Source organism: Acinetobacter sp. R933-2 (assembly GCF_030325485.1).
GTDB classification, from domain to species: domain Bacteria; phylum Pseudomonadota; class Gammaproteobacteria; order Pseudomonadales; family Moraxellaceae; genus Acinetobacter; species Acinetobacter sichuanensis.
Genome location: NZ_JACAIJ010000004.1, coordinates 16,694 through 36,131 on the forward strand (window position 1 = coordinate 16,694; position 19,438 = coordinate 36,131).

A 19,438-nucleotide genomic window follows, 5' to 3' on the forward strand; every position below is an offset into this window, starting at 1 on the left:
GAGAGGTGGTATGAAATACCCACGCTTACGCCCGTTAGTTACAGCTATTTTCTTAACGGGTTGTTCAACTCAAGTTTTTGCACATTTAGGTTTGAACTTATCTGTAGATATTCGTTCATTATCCATGGGGAACGCTGTTACTGCTGACCCTCCTGGTATTAGTGCAATTCACTTTAACCCTGCTGCGTTAACTAAGCTCAAGGGTTTGCAAACAGATGTACAAGGCATTGTTGCTAACTTTGATGTGCAACGAGAGTTTTCTGCACCTCAGGGGTATAACGTTTTTGGTTATTCTGATGATCCTTTAATTTGTAATGATACGCCAGATAATCAGTCAAATTTATGTACGGATTATAAGAGCTCTGTAAAAGGTGATGTGGAATATGCCAGTTTATATATTCCAATTTTGAAAAAAGTTGTTGATTTAGGTGCGGGTTGGCCTGTACTTGCACCTACAGGTGGTGTTTCTTATAACCCACCTGGTTCAAAGTTGACGTATGCAACGGCTGTTTATGCACCGATGGTTGCTGGCTTTGGTTCGGAAAATGGTAATGCTGGTAATTTCATGGGGCAACAAGTTGCGATTGAGCGTATTACATATTTATCACCATCTATTGCTTATGAAGTGAGTGATGAGTTATCAATCGGTGCATCTATTGGGATGTCTTATAATGCTATTGCCTTAAAAACAGACCTCCGTTTCCCAAATGAAATGATTGGTGTGTTACGAATGGTTGATGAAGCTGTTTGTGCACCATTTAGAGAAAATTCAAACGTTATTACAGATTTACTTTTATTTGGTATTTGTAATGGTAATGAAGCGGTTAGCCCATTTAATAAATTTGCTGCGATGGAGGTTTCTTTAGAGCAGAGTTTAAGTCCAAGTTATAATCTTGGTTTAATGTGGGAGCCGAATGAAGAGTTTGGTTTTGGTATGGTTTATCAAAGTGCAGCAAAAATGCGCATGAAGGGTAAATATTTTATTGATAATGCCAATGCACCTCGTGAATTAATTAAAGGTTTGAACTCTTCTGCAACAGGGCAAATTTTAGCTGCTATTTTAGGCTTTCCTGGTTATATTCCTCCAACAGAATCTGGCTTAATTGCAATGGATTTAGAATATCCTGCGCATTTTCAAGCAGGGATAAAATATAAGGTCTTACCTGATTTACAAGTGAATTTTGACTTGGGATGGACAGATTTCAAAGCATGGGAGAAATTCCAATTTGAATTCGATCGTCAAATTTCAGCACTTAAAATTGCAAAATTACTATCAAATCAGGTAACAGATAGTTCTTTATCACTTCCTTTAGGATTTAAATCACCTTGGAGTTGGGGGATTGGTGTTGAGTATTCAGCAACAGATCGTCTGAAACTTCGTGCAGGTTATGAGCCACGTGCAAGTGCAATTCCTGATGATAAACGTAATACTTTAGTTCCTATTAATAATGCACAATTATTCGGTTTAGGATTGGGCTATCGTTTTGATGAAGATACAGATATTGATTTATCTGTAGGTTTTTTACGTAGCCGAGATAATATTCCTGCGAATACCAGTAGTATGGCAAACCAAACTGGGGTCGATAATTTATTATTAAATCCTTATGCAGGTTTAGATATTAAAACCAATACCAAAGTCACCATTTTAGGTCTTAATTATAGAACGAGATGGTAATGTTGTTGCACAAGAAGAGAGTTAGCATGATGAGATTAAGTTTTGTATTTCTAGCGATGAGCTGTATATCTGTAACTTATGCTGCTAACTTTTATACTATTATTGGTCCAGATGGACGACCGATGGTCGTCCAAAAACCAAGTGAATCCGATAAAAAAGAAAAAGTGCAGCTTCAACCTCAGGTTGAACATAAGCCCATAGCCTCAACTCAAAAAGAGCAAGCGGTTTCTCCATCTGAAAAAATAATTGTCGTAAAGCCTGAAAAACCACAGCAGATTGAATCAGTTCCAGTGGCTAAGCTGAATAATGAGACTGTAACTACAGCTAAAAATGTAGAAGTGAAAAGAGAGATTAAAGCGGAACAAAAACAAACTGTGGCTATACAGGAAGTTGAAAAAACCGTTAAACCTAAACAATCAGATCATGTCATTCCGTCTAATGTATCCACTTCAGTTACAGTTCAAAATCAGCCTGTAACTCAGCAGCAAGTAGAAACTGCACCAAACAATAAAACGGTGTCAGCTTCTAAAGATAATGCCAATATTACAGAAATTGATGGTGTTAAGTATGTCAATAATGAATATTTAGAAGATCATGAGTTTAATTTAGAAAGAAAAAAACGTTTTTATGTCATGCCTGAAACGGGAGCAATGGCAGGAGGACGTTTCGAAACTGTTGAAAGACAAAAAGGGTTAAGCCAATCTTTACTTGATAAAATTCGTCAACCAAAACACAAAGAACATAAAGCCATTGCATTAGCTACAACTTATTATCGATTACCTAAAGATGAAGTGATCCAGACTTTAGAACAGTCTTGTTTTTCAGGTAAAAAGATAGATAAAGCAAAAACAATTTCTTTGAAAAATCAGGAAGTCAGCTTTTTTCCAGTTGCTCCGATCAAAGAAAATTTTGCATATGAAGTTGTAAAGTTAGATACGAATATTGAGAATATTTTATTTTCCTCATATGCATCTTCAAAGAAAAAGCCAAGTTACTATTGGCCTTTGGTGGTTTTTTTAGATGAAAAAGGTTGTGTTGTTGAAGGCGTAAGTGGGTTTAAGAATGATGAGCAAAATGAAAGTGCAACACAGTATTCTTCTTTAGAAGGTATTCTGAAAAAGCCAAATTCAGCATATTACTTATTTATGACGCCTTTATCAGAAGCTATTGATATTCAAGATCGTGAATTAACAAATCAAGGACAAATTAAGCTGAGTGTTATTCAGTAAGGATTAAACAATGAAAAAAAATTTTATACTCCCTTTTGCATTAACTGGTTTAGTTGCAGCATTGACAGCTTGTGGCGGTGGTGAAAGTGCCACGATTCATGAAGATCCAAATAAAGGTGTGGCGACATCAACAAATGGATGTGAAGAGACCAGTACAAATAAATGTCAATCTTTTGTTATTGATTATCCTGTTGCTGGTTTAAACTTTGATTGTAGCAGTGACACCAATAACCATTTTGTGACTGAGTTGGTCAGTAGTGTGGCAATGGGAGCTTGTCCTTCTACAGATAAAGTGAGCTTTTATATTCAAGGTGTTGAGTCTGCTAATAAAATATCTTTAGGTACTGTAGACCTAGCAAAAATACGTCCATTAAAAATAAATGGTCAACCTGCACAAATTAGTCTATTAGATTTAGCGAGTGCAATGACAGGGAAAGCGGCTGTAACAAGTAATGCTAACGATGAAACATATCGAGTGATGACCGCGCTGGTGCGTATTTTACAGACTGTTGGTGTAACACAAGATGCAAATATTGTGGGTGATATACAACCGATTACTTTGTCTAAAGACATAAAAGAAAAGTTAAGAAATATTAAATCAGATGTTGTTGCACTAAATTTATCAAATGGCACTTATGCTGAAATTATTAAGCCATGGATGGATGTTGAAAAAGTAAATGCAGCAAGTGCCCAAGATGTGACAGAGCGTTTAGTTAAACAAAATCAGGTTGGCGTTTATACCACTAACTTCTTAACATTTACGGGTAGTAATGTTGATATTCGTGGTTTTAGTGGAGCAAGCCTGACCAATAGTAAAAAAGAGTCAATTGCAAACTTATATTTATTAACAACACGTCAAGGTTATACCACAGGATATACTGTCCAATGGACAGGTATTCCAGTGAATACGAATACTGAAAATCAAATTAGTTCTTCAATATTAAAATACTTTTTGTTAACTCAAGCTGAGCCTAAAAAGCTAAATGCAGATGCCCAAGGCGCTTTACTCAATCAGTTTAGTAATAAAATCACAAAACCATTTATTTTTAAAACAGCCAATAGTAATACAGACACTTTAGAGTTAACGCAGGGTGCTTTGGCAAATGGCACAAATATCGCTGGTACGGCGGACATGTATGAGCGTGTGACAGGAACTTCAACAAAACCTGCAGATGAAACAGTATATGGAAAATGGCGTCAAACTTTAAATAATGAGAGTTTTGCTGGAACGATTGATGTCTATAAGTCAAACCCTGCAACATATTTAGATAAACGAGTATTCCGTACAGTGAATACTGTAAAAACAGGTGAAAAATATATTTTCCCGCTATATGCCAATATTGTATTTAACTTTACAGACAAAACGATTGCGCCTGTGAAGTTGGGTATTGTTATTGATGAACATGGTGATATTCGTACCAATATTGGTCCAAATGCTACAGCAAATAATTTAGCCTCAGATCAATGTACAAATGTGAATGCTTCTACCTATAAAGATGAAACAACAGGCGTTCAACAGTATCGAATTGGTACAACGGGTGCCGCAAACTATACGACTACAGATCCAGACAAATCAATCACGATTCGTATGATTTTAGCGAACCCTATTTTTGGTAATCTAGACGGTGCTTTATTAGGACTAAATGATGCGATCGTATATTTACCAAGTACTTCCGTTGGTGGTGATGGGACTCTTATTCCAGGCGGTGTCCGTTTGAATTTACAACGTTTATTGGCCGATGAAACAACAGATCGTGGGATTAATATTACAGGTTGGGAAGGCGATAAAGCGATTACAGCACAATGGGCAAATATGCATTCAGTTTATCAAACAGTTTATAACGCAGCACATAAAGATAAACTAAGCGATGCACAAAAAGCTTTAGCTGCACGTGCGAGTGGTACTTTGGGCGTTGAGTTACCAAGCTGTTATAAAATTTTGACTAAGCAATAATTAGCTTATCGTTTGAAATAAAAACCATCTTTCGAGATGGTTTTTTATTTGCAAATATTGTATAAGGTGTTTAGCCAGTATGATCTAAACGTGAGCCTAATGTTTCTAGATGTAGTTGGAATTGATTGTTTTTTCGGTCAGCAAAGTAATGACGAAGCGTTCTTTCTACACTCGGAAAGGCAAGTTCATTCCATGGGATATCTTCTTCTGCAAATAAACGGCTTTCTATCGTTTCTTCGCCTGCACCAAACTGCCCATCTTTAATATTTCCCTTAAATAGAACATAAATTTGTCCAATACGTGGAATATTATACATACAGTAAAGTTGTTCAATCTCAATTTCAGCTTCAGATTCTTCGCGAGTTTCACGTGCTGCACCTTGTTCCATGGTTTCAAATAACTCCATGTAACCCGCAGGTAATGTCCAAAGTCCATAGCGTGGCTCAATGGCACGACGACAAAGTAAAACTTTACCTTCCCAAAGTGCAAGGGCGCCACAAATCACTTTAGGATTTACATAGTGAATGGTGCCGCAATGGGTACACACTTTTCTAACTTGATGATCACCCAAAGGAATTTTTTCTATCGTTGTATGTCCACAGGCTGTACAAAAACTCATAAGCTTCATTGAAAAATGAATGATGACTCAGCATAACTGAATTTTCTGAATTTCGCATCATTTATAGCCCCTTGTATGAAATTTCATATATGATGTAAAAATAACAAAAAAGCGAGTGAGGTTTTATGCAGGAGCAATTATTAACACAAGTTTTACAGCAACGGTTACGTTTCGCTAAGCGAACTTACCCTGCACAGGCTGCTGTGTTAATCGCCATCACTCAAGAAGAAGATCCAAAAATATTATTAACTCGTCGTTCTGCTTATTTAAAAAATCATGCAGGAGAAGTGTCATTTCCGGGAGGAAAAAGAGACCCAAATGATACCAGTAATATTGTGGTTGCTTTACGTGAGGCTTGGGAAGAAACCGCATTGGATCCTTTTGAAGTGACTTTATTGGGTGATTTACCTATGGAGCGCGCAAAAAGTGGTATGTCTGTTAAGCCTGTGGTTGGTTTGATTCCACCAGATTTGAAATTAATTGCACAACCAACTGAAATTGATCGTATTTTTTATGCACCTTTAAGAAAGTTAATGGAGTCTCAGCCGATTCCTTATGAGGTACGATTAGCTCACCAGTCCGTTTATTTTCCAAGTTTAAGAGTTGAAAATGAAATTGTGTGGGGGCTTACGGCACGTATTTTAATTTCATTATTTCAGTATGGTTTGAATTATCAAAAAAATTGGCCATTTTTATTAAATTCACCAACTTTTCGTTCAAGAGTAATGAATAAAAAATAGCAACATTTTAAATAAAGGAATTACATAAAATGATGTATAAATTTAAGGGATATGCTCCAAAAGCGCTACATGTACCTTTTGATGGTTGGGTTGCACCGAATGCAACGGTTATTGGGCAAGTTGAACTAGGGCAAAAAGTCAGTATATGGTTTGGTGCAGTGGTGCGAGGAGATAACAGTTGTATTCGTATTGGAGATTTTAGTAATGTACAAGAAAATGCAGTATTACATACAGATGCGGGTATTGAATTAAATATAGGGGAATACGTTACAATTGGTCATCAGGCGATGCTGCATGGTTGTACCATTGGAAATAATAGCTTGATTGGAATTAATGCGGTTGTTTTAAATCATGCTGTGATTGGGAAAAATTGTATTATTGGTGCAAATGCTTTGGTGCCCGAAGGTAAAGTGATCCCTGATAATTCTTTGGTGGTTGGTTCTCCTGCTCGTGTGATTAAAACTTTAGATGATCAGGCTGAGATTCGTTTGAAAATGAGTGCGATGCATTATGCTGAACATTTTCAAGATTTTGTAAATTTAGAAGAAGTACATTTTTAACTGTATGCAATCACGCAATAGATGGATGCAGATTAGACCAAGTTTTGACTTGGTTTTTTATGTCAGATCAATGAATCTGGACAGAAATGGTCGCACGAAGTAAATGAGTGGAGTATTATAGTCAGCATTTTTAAGATAGGTTAATTGTGCATGAAATTGCTGGCATTGGAAACTGCCAATGAGCAGTGTTCCGTTTCGATAGTTGATGAAACTAAAACACTTTTTTTTCAACTTGATACGCGGGCAAAGGCACAAACTCAAACCATTTTGCCAATGATAGAGCAAGGTTTTGAGCAAACACAAACGCAAAATTCTGATTTAACTGTTATTGCTTTTAGTCGTGGTCCTGGCTCATTTAGTGGTGTACGTATTAATGCCGCAGTCACGCAGGCTTTGGCTTGGGCAAATGATATTCCTGTGATTCCTGTATCTACTTTACAAGCTTTAGCACAAGCAGCTTATCGTTTATTGGGTTTAGCTGAGGTTTCTGCTGTGCTTGATGCACGTATGAAAGAAGTCTATATGGCAAGTTTTCGTTTAAATGAAAATAACATTATGCAACTTGTAGATGAAGAAAAATTACTAGATTATCAGCAAGCTTCTGACTATCAAAAATTTACCTTGGTGGGTTCTGGTTCAGCTTTAGTTAAGCCTGATGCAATAGAATTTCAAGGTTTAGTTGCGAATGCTGAAGATATTGCAACGATCGCACGTCAGCAAGCTTTACAACAAGATTGGCTGAGTGCTGAATTAGCATTGCCTGTTTATTTGCGTGATGATGCGTGGAAAAAAATTCCAGAACAAGGTAAACCTTAATTTTTAGGATTGAATATGGATCTTTTACTGCTCTTAAAAGCAGCGATTATGGGAATTGTTGAAGGGATCACAGAATTCCTTCCAATCTCAAGTACAGGGCATTTAATTCTTGCATCAGAATTAATGAATTTTTGGACCAAAGAAAAAAGTGATGTTTTTGTCATCGCAATTCAAATGGGGGCGATTGCAGCCGTTATTTATGAATATTGGGCAAAACTTTGGGGAGCGGCAACAGGGCTAGTTTCTGGTGAACCTAAAGGTCGCCATTTAGGAATTAGTTTAATTCTTGCTTCGATCCCGATTATGCTGGTTGGGCTCACATTTGGTCAGACAGTAAAAGCATATTTATTTAATGATATTTCAATTGCGCTTGGCTTGATTATTGGTGGTTTAATCATTTGGTGGGTAGAGAAAAATCCACCGAAAGTAAATGCACAAGAAGTTGAAAATATTTCTATTAAAGAAGCCATTTATATTGGTTTAATCCAAGTGTTAGCTTTAGTGCCGGGTACATCACGTTCAGGTGCAACGATTATTGGCGCGATGATGTTGGGTGTATCACGTAAAGCAGCGACTGAGTTTTCATTTTTCTTAGGTATTCCTGTCATTGTGGGTGCAGGGCTGCTTGATTTATATCAAAGTTATCATGTATTCCAAGGTACTCAAGATTGGGTTGTATTGGCTTTTGGTACATTGGTTTCTTTTGTTTCAGCTTTGATCTTGATTCGAGTTCTCGTTGCTTATGTGGCGAAGCGTGATTTCATGGTTTTTGCTTGGTATCGTATTGCATCAGGTTTGATTATTTTGTTATTTGCATTAACAGGTTGGAAATTATGGTAAGCGAAATTCGCTTATTTACCGAAACCGCATTTTTTGAGAAAGCACAGTCTTACCAGTCTGTGCTTTCTTTACGTGGAGTGTTGGTAAATATTGAAGTGATTGAAAAGTTAAATGCTCGCTTTCTTCGTTTAAATCCAGAAATTGCTTTATGTGTAGATGAGTCAGGACTGAGTTTATGTGCGAATGGCATGAAAATGCAGCCTGATTGGAAAGCCGAAATTCCACGTTTAAAACGTGCGAGTTTAAAGTCGGAAATGATTGCACGTGCTTGTAATTTATCTGAAAAGCCTCAGCTTTTGGATGCAACAGCAGGTTTAGGTCATGATAGTTTATTATTGGCGAGTTTAGGGGCTGAGGTGACTTTAGTTGAGCGTCACCCTATTTTATTTACCTTACTGGAAGACAGCAAAGCACAAGCTGAAAATGATCCATTTTTAGCAAAAGTTGTTGCTCGGATTCATTTGGTTTTTTCTGACTCTGGCGATTATTTACAACAGCAAATTGATCAAAATAATCATGTCGATGTTATCTATCTAGATCCAATGTTTCCACAGCGTGATCAAAATCAACAAGCTGTAAAAAAGCAAGCACAAGTCAAAAAACAAATGCAATTGTTGCATTTATTATTGCCTGAAGATGGAGAGATGGATTTAGGAGATCATCTTTTAGTCTTAGCACAAGATATTGCGAAGCGAGTTGTGGTAAAAAGACCAAGGCTTGCTGTATTTTTAAACGATCAACAACCTAACCATCAATGGCAAGGCGATGCTTGTCGTTTTGACGCTTATTTCAATGTCTAGCTCAGTCACTTGGTCACTTCTGGGGGAGTTTGGTAACTGCCTCAAAAAACATCAGAAAATTGGTATATAGTTGAAATACACATTGATAATATTTTAAGCAAGCATAAACTAGCTATGCTGATTTAAGTCACCTGCAATTATAGAATCTTTATGATAGACCTCAAACCCTCAATTAATTTTTGGCATGATTTCAAAAGTAATCAGCGTGCGGGACTTTGGTTATTTTTAGGGTCACGTAAGTCTTTACAAATTGTACGTCCTTCAATATTACAGTTGATTTTTTGGGGAGTTTTGGGTGGTTGTGCAAACAGTTTATTTAGTTGGTTAGTTGCTGGAGATGGCGGTGTTTTTAATCGACAAGGTTTAATTAGCTACGCTTTATGGCCTTTTATTGCTTTAATTGTCGGGATTTTTCTATCACAACGTACTGAAAACCCACGTTTAATGTTAGTACCCGCCTTGTTATGGTTGGTTTTAGATACACATATTGCATTTTTGCAAAGTTTTATTCAGTTTTTAGGCTCTTTAGAATATTTACCTGATTTTACTTATGATTATTTGCCCATTATTTTTATGGTGCTTTTTGTTTGGCAAAGTTTAGCTGTTGTTTGGGTTTTTGCACGTGAATTACAATGGCCATGGTGGGAACGTGCGCTCATTATGTTGGCAACTTTATTTACTTTAGTTGTTTGGCAAATGTCAGTCAAAGATCAACCGATTTGGAAGGTTGAAGAAAGCCCTGCAACTTTTGCAGAAAATGCTTTTTATGCGCAAAGTCGTGTTTTAAATAAAGCTTTAGATCAAATTCAATATGGCGAGTTTGCACAAACACATTGGTATTTTCTTGGTGTAGCAGGTGTGGGTTATCAAGATGTATTTAAATATGAAATCGAACGGATTAAAGAGCAGTTCGATACACGTTTTGGTACCTTTGGACGTTCGATTGAACTGATTAATAACCCTTCTACACGTACCACGATTCCTTTAGCATCTAAAACCAGTATGGAGCTGGCTTTACGTCGTATTGGACAGCAAATGAATCGTGAAAGTGATGTGTTATTTTTATATATGACATCGCATGGCTTGCAAAATCAATTTGAAATGGAAAATGATCCATTAGATTTAAATGATGTTGATCCAAAATGGTTAAGAGATACCCTAGATAAATCGGGGATTCGTTGGAAAGTTATCGTTATTTCTGCATGTTATTCAGGGAGTTTTATTCCTGCTTTACAAGCACCTGATACTTTAATTATTACTGCATCGGCAGCAGATCGTGCTTCATTTGGCTGTTCAAATGAAGCAGATTATACATATTTTGGTCGAGCGTTTTTCGATCAGGCAATGCGTGAGCAAACAACCCTCAAAGCCGCGTTTCAACAAGCAGCCGAAACTGTTGGAAAATGGGAAAGTGCTCAAGGTTTTGAGCCTTCTGAACCACAATGGGTGATGGGGAAAAATATTGAATTAGTTTTACCACAGCTTGAGCAACATTTATTTCCTCAAACTAATTCACAAGCCGTTGTTGATGTAGAACATATGAATAGCCATGAGAAAAAAACAGCTCAGGTAATTCCTGTAACCACACAATAGGATAGGAAATGATATGGAACTTTTACAAAAAAATAAGTGTTTTGATGGCGAACAACGAATTTATCAAACAACTTCCAAATCTTTAAAGCAAGTCAGTAAGTTTGGGGTCTTTTTACCGCCACAAGCATTAAAAATACAAAAATGTCCTGCTGTGATTTATTTAGCAGGTTTAACCTGTACCGAAGAAACATTTGTGATTAAAGCACATGCACAGCGTTTGGCTGCGCAGTTGGGGCTGATTTTAATTAGTCCAGATACTTCGCCACGTGGTGATGACGTAGAACAGGGCGATTCTTGGGATATTGGTCAAGGTGCTGGTTTTTATTTAGATGCAATACAACAACCTTGGGCTGAACATTTTCAAATGGAGTCTTATTTAATCAAAGAATTATATCCTTTGTTAATGAAAGAATTCCCGATTGCTGAACAAAAGATTGGCATTTTGGGGCATTCTATGGGAGGACATGGCGCGCTGACTTTAGCATGGAAATATCCTGAGAAATTTAGCTCAGTTTCTGCATTTGCTCCAATTTGCGAGCCTAGTGCTTGTCCTTGGGGAGAAAAGGCTTTTTCAAATTATTTAGGAGCAGATCAAACTGAATGGGCAAAGCACGATGCAACTCAGTTGGTGTTGAATAAAGGTGCTTTGTTTAGTGAGGTTCTGATTGATCAAGGCTTAAATGATCAATTTTATAGTCAATTACATCCTGAAAACTATCAAGCTGCTTGTCATAAAGTTGGGCAAAAACTAACATTACGTATGCATGATGGCTATGATCATGGCTATTTTTTCATTCAAAGTTTTATCGATGAACATTTACAGTTTCATGCTTTGCAATTACAAAAATAACGAATAGATCCAATACAGTGAATAAGATAGTTTGTATTATTTTATTCACTGTATCGTATTTTAAATGACATTATGCGTATAGTTTATTTTAAGTTCAAAAGTAGCTAAACTGATTTTGATTTATTTTATTGAATCCTTCTTTTGGTGTCTTGTGACAGTCACATATTAAAAATAAGAGATAATTATGCAAGAACAAATACCTCCACCATTTCCAAGCCAAGGTGGTTTAGATTTAACGAAAACCTCCGACCCTTTCTCTGATCATTCAAGTCATACAACCTCAAATCCTTCAGCGCAGGGGCGAGTTTATCGCTTCAAGTTTCATGGCGATGCGATGGAGTATTTTGGTATCTGGATTGTTAATATTTTATTAACAATTGTGACTTTGAGTTTATATGCACCGTGGGCGAAAGTACGCCGTCTACGTTATTTTTATGGTAATACTGAATTTTTTAGACGACGCTTTGACTTTACAGGTGTACCGAAAAAAATTCTGATCGGACGTTTGATTGCACTTGGGATTTATGGCGCAATTTCGGCTATATCTCAATATTCGATGACCGCAACTTTGATTGGTTTTATCGTGCTTTATTTGGCTGTGCCATGGTTGATTCGTGCAACCATTCGTTTTACTGCGCGAAATAGTAAATATGCCAATAGTCGATTTTATTTTGCAGGTACAACCAAACAAGCCTACGGTGTTTTTTTGAAATGTGTTGCGATTTATATTTTCACTTTAGGTTTATTTTTTCCTGTTTTGATTTGGTTATATAAAAGTTATTGTATTAATAATCTATATGCAGGACAGTTAAAATTTAAATTACAAGCAGATTGGTCAGCCTATATGGGCGCTGTTTATATTCCTGTATTTATGTTTATGGGTTTATTAATGGTCGTCGGAATTATTTCCAGTGTGTTTGGTGCTTTATCAAATCCACAAGCTTTTCTTGCTGTTTTTGGGGTTGTGTATGTCATTGCAGGCTTGTTTATATTTCCTTTAATGAGAGCCCGTATTTTTATGACGACATGGAATAACACGATTATTGGTAATAGTAAATTTGAAACGGATTGCAACCAATGGCGTTATGCTTGGATTGTTGGCACAAATTGGATTGCTAAAATTTTCTCTTTAGGTTTGATGTCAGCTTGGGCTGCTATTCGTCTTTATCGATATCAAATTGATTCTTTAAGTTTAGTATTACTTGATGATCCAGACCAAATGATGAATTTAGCACAAGCAGATCATAGTGCTTTAGCAGAAGAAATCAGTGACATTTTTGACATTGATGTTTCACTTTAATTGAATGAGCTAATAATCAGATGATGCAATCTGTACAGGTAATTTTTTATGATGGTGTTGTGTCAAAGCCACACCAAGCTGAGGTATTTGCGATAGATGATGAACATATTCAAGTTCGTTATGCTGAGCAAACACGAAACTATTCTTATGCTGATATGCAGTTGATAGGTGCTTTAGGGCAGCTAAAACCTGTAGTTGAGTTAAAGGATGATGCTCGCATTGAGTTTCAAGACCATTTACCTGATTGGTTTCAGATTGCACCTAAAAAAATTTATGGCTCGATTTGGAAATTGGAACGTTCTCCTTCGCTTATTTTGTTTAGTGTCATTTTTGTGGTGTTTTTTGGCTTTGCTTTAGTAAAATGGGGCATTCCAAGCGCTTCACATTATATTGCTTTTCAATTGCCTAAAAATAGTATGCAGCGTTTAGGTGATGAAGCTGAAAAATATGTCAATGAATATTGGACTGAACCGACAAAGTTGAGTAAAGAGCAACAAGAACAAATTCGGCAGCAATACCTCAAACAAATTGCAGAAGGTCAGCCTGCTAAACTTGTATTTAGAAAGGGAACACAATTAGGTGCGAATGCGATTGCATTGCCAAATAATACAATTTTAGTGACAGATGAATTGGTTGAGTTGGCACATAGTGACCAAGAAATTTTAGGGGTTTTAGCTCATGAGCAAGGGCATTTAATCGAACGCCATAGTTTGCAACAAGGTTTATCTAGTCTAGGGATCAGCATATTATATATTGCGATTACAGGGGACAGTTCAGATTTATTTTCATCCTTACCTACAGCAATGTTAGGCGCAAAATATTCACGTAAATTTGAGCAAGAAGCTGATTTATATGCATTGAAATTAATGGATCGTCAACATATTGAAGTTGCGCATTTTGCTAATTTTTTACAAAGATTAAGCGATGAATATGAAAAAGAAGAAGGAACAGCCACGCAACAAAAAGATCAAAAACAAAAGAAAAATGAACAATCTGAAAAAGATGATCAATTTTCTCAAGTATCTGAAATCTTTGAGTCACATCCTGCAACTGCAAAACGTATTCAAATGGTCAGAGACTTTGAAAAACAACAGAAAAAGTCTCCTTAACCTCATGGGATCTTTATTTTTATATCGAAATAAACATCAAGCTTGCCATTAAGCTTGATGTTGCCACTGTACACTAAACTCTTGTTGTGCCATGCGATTGAGATGATCTAAGATCACTTGCTCTAAACGGCTATAATCTTCACGATCTGTACGTAATTCTACGAATAACTGTTGTGCTTCAGGTGTCAGTACAACAGTTGCATCAGGCATGAAAATACTCAAATTTTCTTCAGTTTCGGCAACTTCAAATTTATGTTTCCAGTGGTTGAGTAGACGTTTTGCAATGCGTTTAGCGTCATCTGTTGAAATAATAGTATTGCTTTTCATTCTCATTTGCTCCATGTTGAGTTGATAAACTAACAAAAACAACGTGTAAAATGTGTTGCATAAATGGAACGCTTCGTTACAGATTTGCGATGATCTCATTGAAATTGTCCATTTTTCATGTCTTTTAGCAATGTGTCTGTGGAAGTTTGCTATAATTTCATGATTCCATATTTATCGCTAGGTTGATCCATGTCCAAGCCATTTTTGATTGCACCTTCAATTTTATCTGCTGATTTTGCTCGCTTAGGTGAGGAAGTTGAAAATGTACTTGCAGCAGGTGCTGATGTTGTTCATTTTGATGTGATGGATAATCATTATGTACCCAATTTAACTTTTGGTGCAGGTGTATGTAAGGCATTGAAAAAATATGGAATTAAAGCTCCAATTGATGTGCATTTGATGGTGTCACCTGTAGATCGTATGATTGGTGATTTTCTGGAAGCGGGTGCAGATATTATTACTTTCCATCCTGAAGCAACACATCATATTGACCGTTCATTACAATTGATTAAAGATGGTGGAGCAAAAGCAGGTTTAGTTTTTAATCCAGCAACTCCTTTGCATTATCTAGATTATGTTTTAGATAAAGTTGATCAAGTGTTATTGATGAGTGTAAACCCTGGTTTTGGTGGACAGAAATTTATTCCAATGACTTTGGATAAATTACGTCAAGCACGTAAAATTATTGATGCTTCAGGACGTGATATTCGCTTAGAAGTAGATGGTGGTGTAACGCCTGCAAATATCCGTGAAATTGCTGAAGCAGGTGCGGATATGTTTGTGGCAGGCTCAGCAATTTTTGGTAAACCAGATTATCAAGCAGTTATTAATGAAATGCGCGCTGAACTGGCTTTAGTTGGCGCTCAAAAAGCGTAATCAATAGATGCTTGAGCTTTAAAAAGCGATATTATTTTTTATAAATTTTAAGAAAGAACTCATCTGAGTTCTTTTTTATTATGAGCATTTTATTCAAGCTATTGATTTTAAAATTTCAACATAGATTTTAAACCTTTCATCTATACACAAAGAAATATTTTATGGATGTGTGAAGTAGGTTTGCGCATTGCATGATTGTTGTATATGCTTAAATCGAATTTGGTTTTCCTTTGATGAACATGTTGACGCAACTCTGCAAACAGGCTTGGTTTGTTTTGCTGATGGTTTTTGCCATTGGCTGGAGTGGTGTGTCTATGGCTTCTGTAAAAACCATGCAAATGGGTATGCAGATGCAACATCAGCAGGATTCACAACAAAATTCACAAAATCAGTCAAACAATCATCCAAATGAAGCGCTGTCTCATGCACAGATGATGCAAGGCATGTCTGTACAGGAGATGAAAAATCATTGTATGGATTTGCAACAGCAAGCGGTTGCTGATTCCGAGCAGAATCATGATCAGAGCCATGATCAGCAGATGCAAAATCTGAAAGCTTGTCATGCACAGTTGGTTCAGAGCAAACAGTTACAGCATGACTGTCAGGAATGTACGCTGTTTTCGTGTCAGTCTTCTATCGTGTGGTTTAATGCGGACATTCCTCAATTGAGTCCGCCTGAACATCTACAAAACCGCAATGTGATTTCCATTGCTTACCAAGCTCAGCACCTTGCAGGGCATTGGCAGGAAATTCTGCGTCCTCCTAAAGCTTAACCCGTTTTTCCGAAGCATTATTTTCAAAATAATTTCAGAAATTTAGGTTGAGTTATGTCTATTCAATTTTCAAAAAGCGTTATTGTTGCTGTAGCTGTGTTGTCTTCAACATGGAGTTTTGCAGCTGTTAAGGAATATCACCTGAACATTGATGAAGGAATGGTCAATGTCACAGGCAAAGCGGTCAAACGTATTACGGTCAATGGCAAGTTTCCCGCCCCTTTACTTGAGTTTGAGGAAGGCGATGATGCGGTGATCCATGTGCATAATAATTTAAAAAATCAGGATTCTTCGATTCATTGGCATGGGCTGTTATTGCCCGGCATTATGGATGGCGTTCCGGGCTTTAATGGTTTTAACGGGATTCGACCGCAAGGTGATTTTGTCTATAAATTCAAGGTTCGCCAAAGTGGAACGTATTGGTATCACGCGCATTCCAAAGGTCAGGAACAGGACGGTTTATATGGCGCTTTGGTGATTTATCCCAAGGACAAAAAACCACTTGCTGCACATGAACAAACTGAGCGTGACTATGTGGTGATGCTGTCAGATTTTCATGACAAAACCAGTGATCAAATTCAAAAAGATCTGAAAATTTCAGCTGAATATTATCAAGATCGGCGTGAAACTTTGGGCGATGTATGGAAGCAAGTGCAACGTGATGGGGTAAAAGCCACATGGTCTGACCGCAAAATGTGGAATCAGATGCGTATGCTGAAAACCGATCTGTCTGATGTCACGGACTATACTTTTTTGATCAATGGCAAAACCCCTGAACAAAACTGGACAGGTATGTTTAAGCCGAATGAAAAAGTCCGTTTACGCTTTATCAATGCTTCAGCAATGTCCTTTTTTGATGTACGTATTCCGAACTTAAAAATGACGGTAGTCGGTGCAGATGGTCAGCCTGTACAGCCTGTGCCTGTGGATGAATTCCGTATAGGTACAGCCGAAACTTATGATGTGGTGGTTGAACCGAAGACTGGGCATTATCAGATTGAAGCCGAGTCGATTGACCGTTCAGGTTTTGCTATTGGGACGTTGCACAATGAATTGACAGCAAATACGCATGGCATTCATCTGCCACAAGCACGTCCTCGTGCCATTTTAAATATGGCAGATATGGGGCATGGCAGTACTGATATGCAAGGCATGGATCATTCAACTATTCATCAAAAAGCAGTGAATCATGCTGATATGCAAGACATGGATCATTCGAAGATGAATCATGAAGATATGCAAGGTATGGATCACTCAGAACATAAAGTAACGACAGCAAAATCTGATGCTGTGGTCGAAGGTTGGGCAAATGCATCGACCCCGCAAGGTGATAAAGCGTTGCAATATAGCGACCTGAAATCCTTAACCCCACAACCTGATACCCGTGAAGCGACAAGTGAATTGGTGATTCGTTTGGGCGGAACGATGGAGCGTTATATCTGGACGATTAATGGTAAAAAATTTAGCGATGCTGAACCTTTAAAAGTGAAGTATGGCGAGCGTATTCGCATCAAATTTATCAATGACAGTATGATGGCGCACCCGATGCATTTACATGGCATGTTTATGCAACTGGAAAATGGTCAGCCTGCGGTCGATATGCCGAATAAGCACACGATTGTTGTACCTCCTGCAAAAACCGTGACTGCATTATTAACAGCGGATGAACTGGGAGAATGGGCGATTCATTGTCATTTGCTTTATCACATGAGCGCAGGAATGATGAATAAACTGATTGTTGCCAATGTTTCCGAGGGAGAAACCACCACCACACCGATTCAAAAAGCTATGACAAACACTTCGAATCAAGCTGAACAGCAAGGAGATCAACATGCACACCACTAAGTTATTTCCGCATACTGTTTTGGCAAGTTCATTATTGATGATGAGTAGTTGGGCAATGGCGCATGAAGGACATGACATGATGTCAGCATCGCCAACTGCAACTAATGTGAATAGTGAAATGGTGGATCACTCGCAAATGAATCATGCAGGAATGGATCATTCAAAAATAGATCATTCACAGCATCAGCAACATCAAAATCCTGCGGTATCTACTGAAAATCGTACAGCACATCAAGGACATGATCATCGTAAGGAACATGGCGCACAGATTTATGCCATCAGTACGGTAGATACAAAATGGCTGGTCAATGAAGATGGTGAAGGTGCGTTAAAGTCAGAAATCGAAACCCGAATTGGGACGGATGAAAATAAGCTCTTTATTAAGATTCATACGGATAAAGCGGAATCTCATGATGCGCACCTTGATGCCAAAGTTTTGTACAGCCGTATGATTGCAGATTTTTGGGATGTTCAGACAGGTGTACGTTACCGATCTCAAAAGGTCGAGTTGGATCATCATGTTAAAGATAGTGAAGAACAACTCGATGCGGTGATCGGCTTGCATGGAATGGCGCCGTATTTCTTTGAAACCGATGCTTATTTTTATGCAGGCGAAGAGAATTATTCAGGAGTGAGTCTGGAGACCGAACGAGATTTGCTGTTGACGCAAAAACTGATTTTTAAACCCTATTTGGATCTCGATGTGGTTTTCAGTGATGATTCTAAATATGCCAAAAAATCGGGTTTAAGCAGTCTGATTACAGGCTTTGAAACCCGTTATGAGATCAGTAAAAAAGTCATGCCGTATCTGGATATTGCCTATGAATACAATAAAAGCAATGATGAAACTGCATGGCAAGTTGAAAGTGATGCTGAAAAGGGGTGGCGTTATGGTGCAGGGGTGCGGTTTAAGTTTTAAACTTTCAGTTTGATGTTTTAAAGCTTGAGTTGTTTTAGGGTTTTAAATTTTTAAAACCCTACTTTATATAGGTGTATTTTGGGTCAAGATTTGTAAAACACGCTCATTTCTGGGGCGAAATACGTTAATATGTGTTTATTCAAAGGAGGAACGACCTCCCTTTGTGCGATATCATCAAAATCTGCACCAAGAAAACTCGTCAGGACGACCTGACTCTAATTTAAATTTGGAGCTGGTCATGGCTTGGGTCATTCTTATTTTTGCAGGTCTCTTTGAAATCGTTTGGGCATATACCATGAAAATGTCCGAAGGTTTCACAAAGCTCACCCCGAGCGTCATTACGATTTTCTTTATGATCCTGAGTTTTGGTTTATTGGCTTATGCCATGAAATCATTGCCATTGGGAACGGCTTATACGATTTGGACAGGAATCGGGGCAATTGGTTCATTCCTTGTGGGTATTTTTATTTTAGGTGAACCTGCCACGGCAATGCGTATGTTGGCGGCGGTACTGATTGTATCGGGTTTAATTCTGATGAAACTGTCTTCTTCTTAAAAAACCTATTTTCTGATCCAAGTTGACTAATGTGGTTGACTTGGATTTTTTTGATTT

At 37.6% G+C, this 19,438-nt stretch carries 19 protein-coding genes; 17 read left to right on the forward strand and 2 right to left on the reverse strand.

Annotated elements, in window-relative coordinates:
- Positions 1-10 precede the first annotated feature (10 nt).
- Genes filD through filF form a run of 3 tightly spaced genes read left to right on the forward strand, consistent with a single transcriptional unit; the run spans position 11 to position 4,858 of the window.
- Entirely contained in the window at positions 11-1,675 is a 1,665-nt protein-coding gene (filD, locus tag HX005_RS05605) for a putative pilus system OmpP1/FadL family transporter FilD (protein ID WP_107009394.1), read from the forward strand.
- Positions 1,675-2,904 (forward strand): putative pilus assembly protein FilE, encoded by a 1,230-nt coding sequence (filE, locus tag HX005_RS05610; protein WP_286376603.1) that lies wholly within the window; start codon positions 1,675-1,677, stop codon positions 2,902-2,904. The genes filD and filE overlap by 1 nt, the downstream gene beginning before the upstream one ends.
- A 10-nt stretch (positions 2,905-2,914) precedes the next feature.
- Complete coding sequence (gene filF / locus HX005_RS05615; protein WP_286376604.1) at positions 2,915-4,858, forward strand: putative pilus system protein FilF; 1,944 nt, start codon at positions 2,915-2,917, stop codon at positions 4,856-4,858.
- A 70-nt stretch (positions 4,859-4,928) separates the two neighbouring features.
- Here the strand turns inward: filF and HX005_RS05620 are convergent, their stop codons facing one another.
- Positions 4,929-5,477: an NUDIX hydrolase gene (locus HX005_RS05620; RefSeq protein WP_107009397.1), complete on the reverse strand. Its 549-nt coding sequence runs from the start codon at positions 5,475-5,477 to the stop codon at positions 4,929-4,931.
- A gap of 125 nt (positions 5,478-5,602) precedes the next feature.
- Here HX005_RS05620 and HX005_RS05625 point away from each other — a divergent pair, with 125 nt between their 5' ends.
- The 9 genes from HX005_RS05625 to HX005_RS05665 all read left to right on the forward strand — a co-directional run bounded on the left by HX005_RS05625 (position 5,603) and on the right by HX005_RS05665 (position 14,085).
- Positions 5,603-6,217 carry a CoA pyrophosphatase gene (locus HX005_RS05625; RefSeq protein ID WP_107009398.1) on the forward strand — a complete coding sequence of 205 codons (615 nt, stop codon included), beginning with the start codon at positions 5,603-5,605 and terminating at the stop codon, positions 6,215-6,217.
- Positions 6,218-6,246: 29 nt separating this feature from the next.
- Entirely contained in the window at positions 6,247-6,777 is a 531-nt protein-coding gene (locus tag HX005_RS05630) for a gamma carbonic anhydrase family protein (RefSeq protein WP_107009399.1), read from the forward strand.
- Between the two features lie 150 nt (positions 6,778-6,927).
- Positions 6,928-7,593: a tRNA (adenosine(37)-N6)-threonylcarbamoyltransferase complex dimerization subunit type 1 TsaB gene (gene tsaB / locus HX005_RS05635; RefSeq protein ID WP_107009400.1), complete on the forward strand. Its 666-nt coding sequence runs from the start codon at positions 6,928-6,930 to the stop codon at positions 7,591-7,593.
- Between the two features lie 15 nt (positions 7,594-7,608).
- Complete coding sequence (locus HX005_RS05640) at positions 7,609-8,433, forward strand: undecaprenyl-diphosphate phosphatase (protein ID WP_107009401.1); 825 nt, start codon at positions 7,609-7,611, stop codon at positions 8,431-8,433.
- Positions 8,427-9,233, forward strand: coding sequence for a class I SAM-dependent methyltransferase (locus HX005_RS05645; protein ID WP_107009402.1), 807 nt, complete (start codon positions 8,427-8,429; stop codon positions 9,231-9,233). The genes HX005_RS05640 and HX005_RS05645 overlap by 7 nt, the downstream gene beginning before the upstream one ends.
- 150 nt (positions 9,234-9,383) lie before the next feature.
- Positions 9,384-10,826 carry a C13 family peptidase gene (locus HX005_RS05650; RefSeq protein WP_286376605.1) on the forward strand — a complete coding sequence of 481 codons (1,443 nt, stop codon included), beginning with the start codon at positions 9,384-9,386 and terminating at the stop codon, positions 10,824-10,826.
- Between the two features lie 13 nt (positions 10,827-10,839).
- Entirely contained in the window at positions 10,840-11,676 is an 837-nt protein-coding gene (gene fghA / locus HX005_RS05655; protein WP_286376606.1) for an S-formylglutathione hydrolase, read from the forward strand.
- A gap of 184 nt (positions 11,677-11,860) precedes the next feature.
- Complete coding sequence (locus HX005_RS05660; protein ID WP_286376607.1) at positions 11,861-12,976, forward strand: YjgN family protein; 1,116 nt, start codon at positions 11,861-11,863, stop codon at positions 12,974-12,976.
- 20 nt (positions 12,977-12,996) lie between these two features.
- Positions 12,997-14,085 carry a M48 family metallopeptidase gene (locus tag HX005_RS05665; RefSeq protein WP_286376608.1) on the forward strand — a complete coding sequence of 363 codons (1,089 nt, stop codon included), beginning with the start codon at positions 12,997-12,999 and terminating at the stop codon, positions 14,083-14,085.
- A gap of 48 nt (positions 14,086-14,133) precedes the next feature.
- Here the strand turns inward: HX005_RS05665 and HX005_RS05670 are convergent, their stop codons facing one another.
- The gene (locus HX005_RS05670) at positions 14,134-14,412 is read right to left on the reverse strand and encodes a DUF2218 domain-containing protein (protein ID WP_107009407.1); all 279 of its coding nucleotides are present in this window, start codon (positions 14,410-14,412) and stop codon (positions 14,134-14,136) included.
- Positions 14,413-14,601: 189 nt separating this feature from the next.
- On the opposite strand from HX005_RS05670, the gene rpe reads away from it, so the two are divergent.
- The 5 genes from rpe to sugE all read left to right on the forward strand — a co-directional run bounded on the left by rpe (position 14,602) and on the right by sugE (position 19,381).
- Entirely contained in the window at positions 14,602-15,288 is a 687-nt protein-coding gene (gene rpe, locus HX005_RS05675; protein WP_286376609.1) for a ribulose-phosphate 3-epimerase, read from the forward strand.
- Positions 15,289-15,521: 233 nt separating this feature from the next.
- Positions 15,522-16,061 (forward strand): hypothetical protein, encoded by a 540-nt coding sequence (locus HX005_RS05680; protein ID WP_286376610.1) that lies wholly within the window; start codon positions 15,522-15,524, stop codon positions 16,059-16,061.
- A 54-nt stretch (positions 16,062-16,115) separates the two neighbouring features.
- Complete coding sequence (locus tag HX005_RS05685; protein ID WP_286376611.1) at positions 16,116-17,906, forward strand: copper resistance system multicopper oxidase; 1,791 nt, start codon at positions 16,116-16,118, stop codon at positions 17,904-17,906.
- Positions 17,893-18,825 (forward strand): copper resistance protein B, encoded by a 933-nt coding sequence (locus HX005_RS05690; RefSeq protein ID WP_286376612.1) that lies wholly within the window; start codon positions 17,893-17,895, stop codon positions 18,823-18,825. The genes HX005_RS05685 and HX005_RS05690 overlap by 14 nt, the downstream gene beginning before the upstream one ends.
- Positions 18,826-19,063: 238 nt before the next feature.
- The gene (gene sugE, locus HX005_RS05695; protein WP_286376613.1) at positions 19,064-19,381 is read left to right on the forward strand and encodes a quaternary ammonium compound efflux SMR transporter SugE; all 318 of its coding nucleotides are present in this window, start codon (positions 19,064-19,066) and stop codon (positions 19,379-19,381) included.
- The last annotated feature ends 57 nt before the right edge of the window (positions 19,382-19,438 follow it).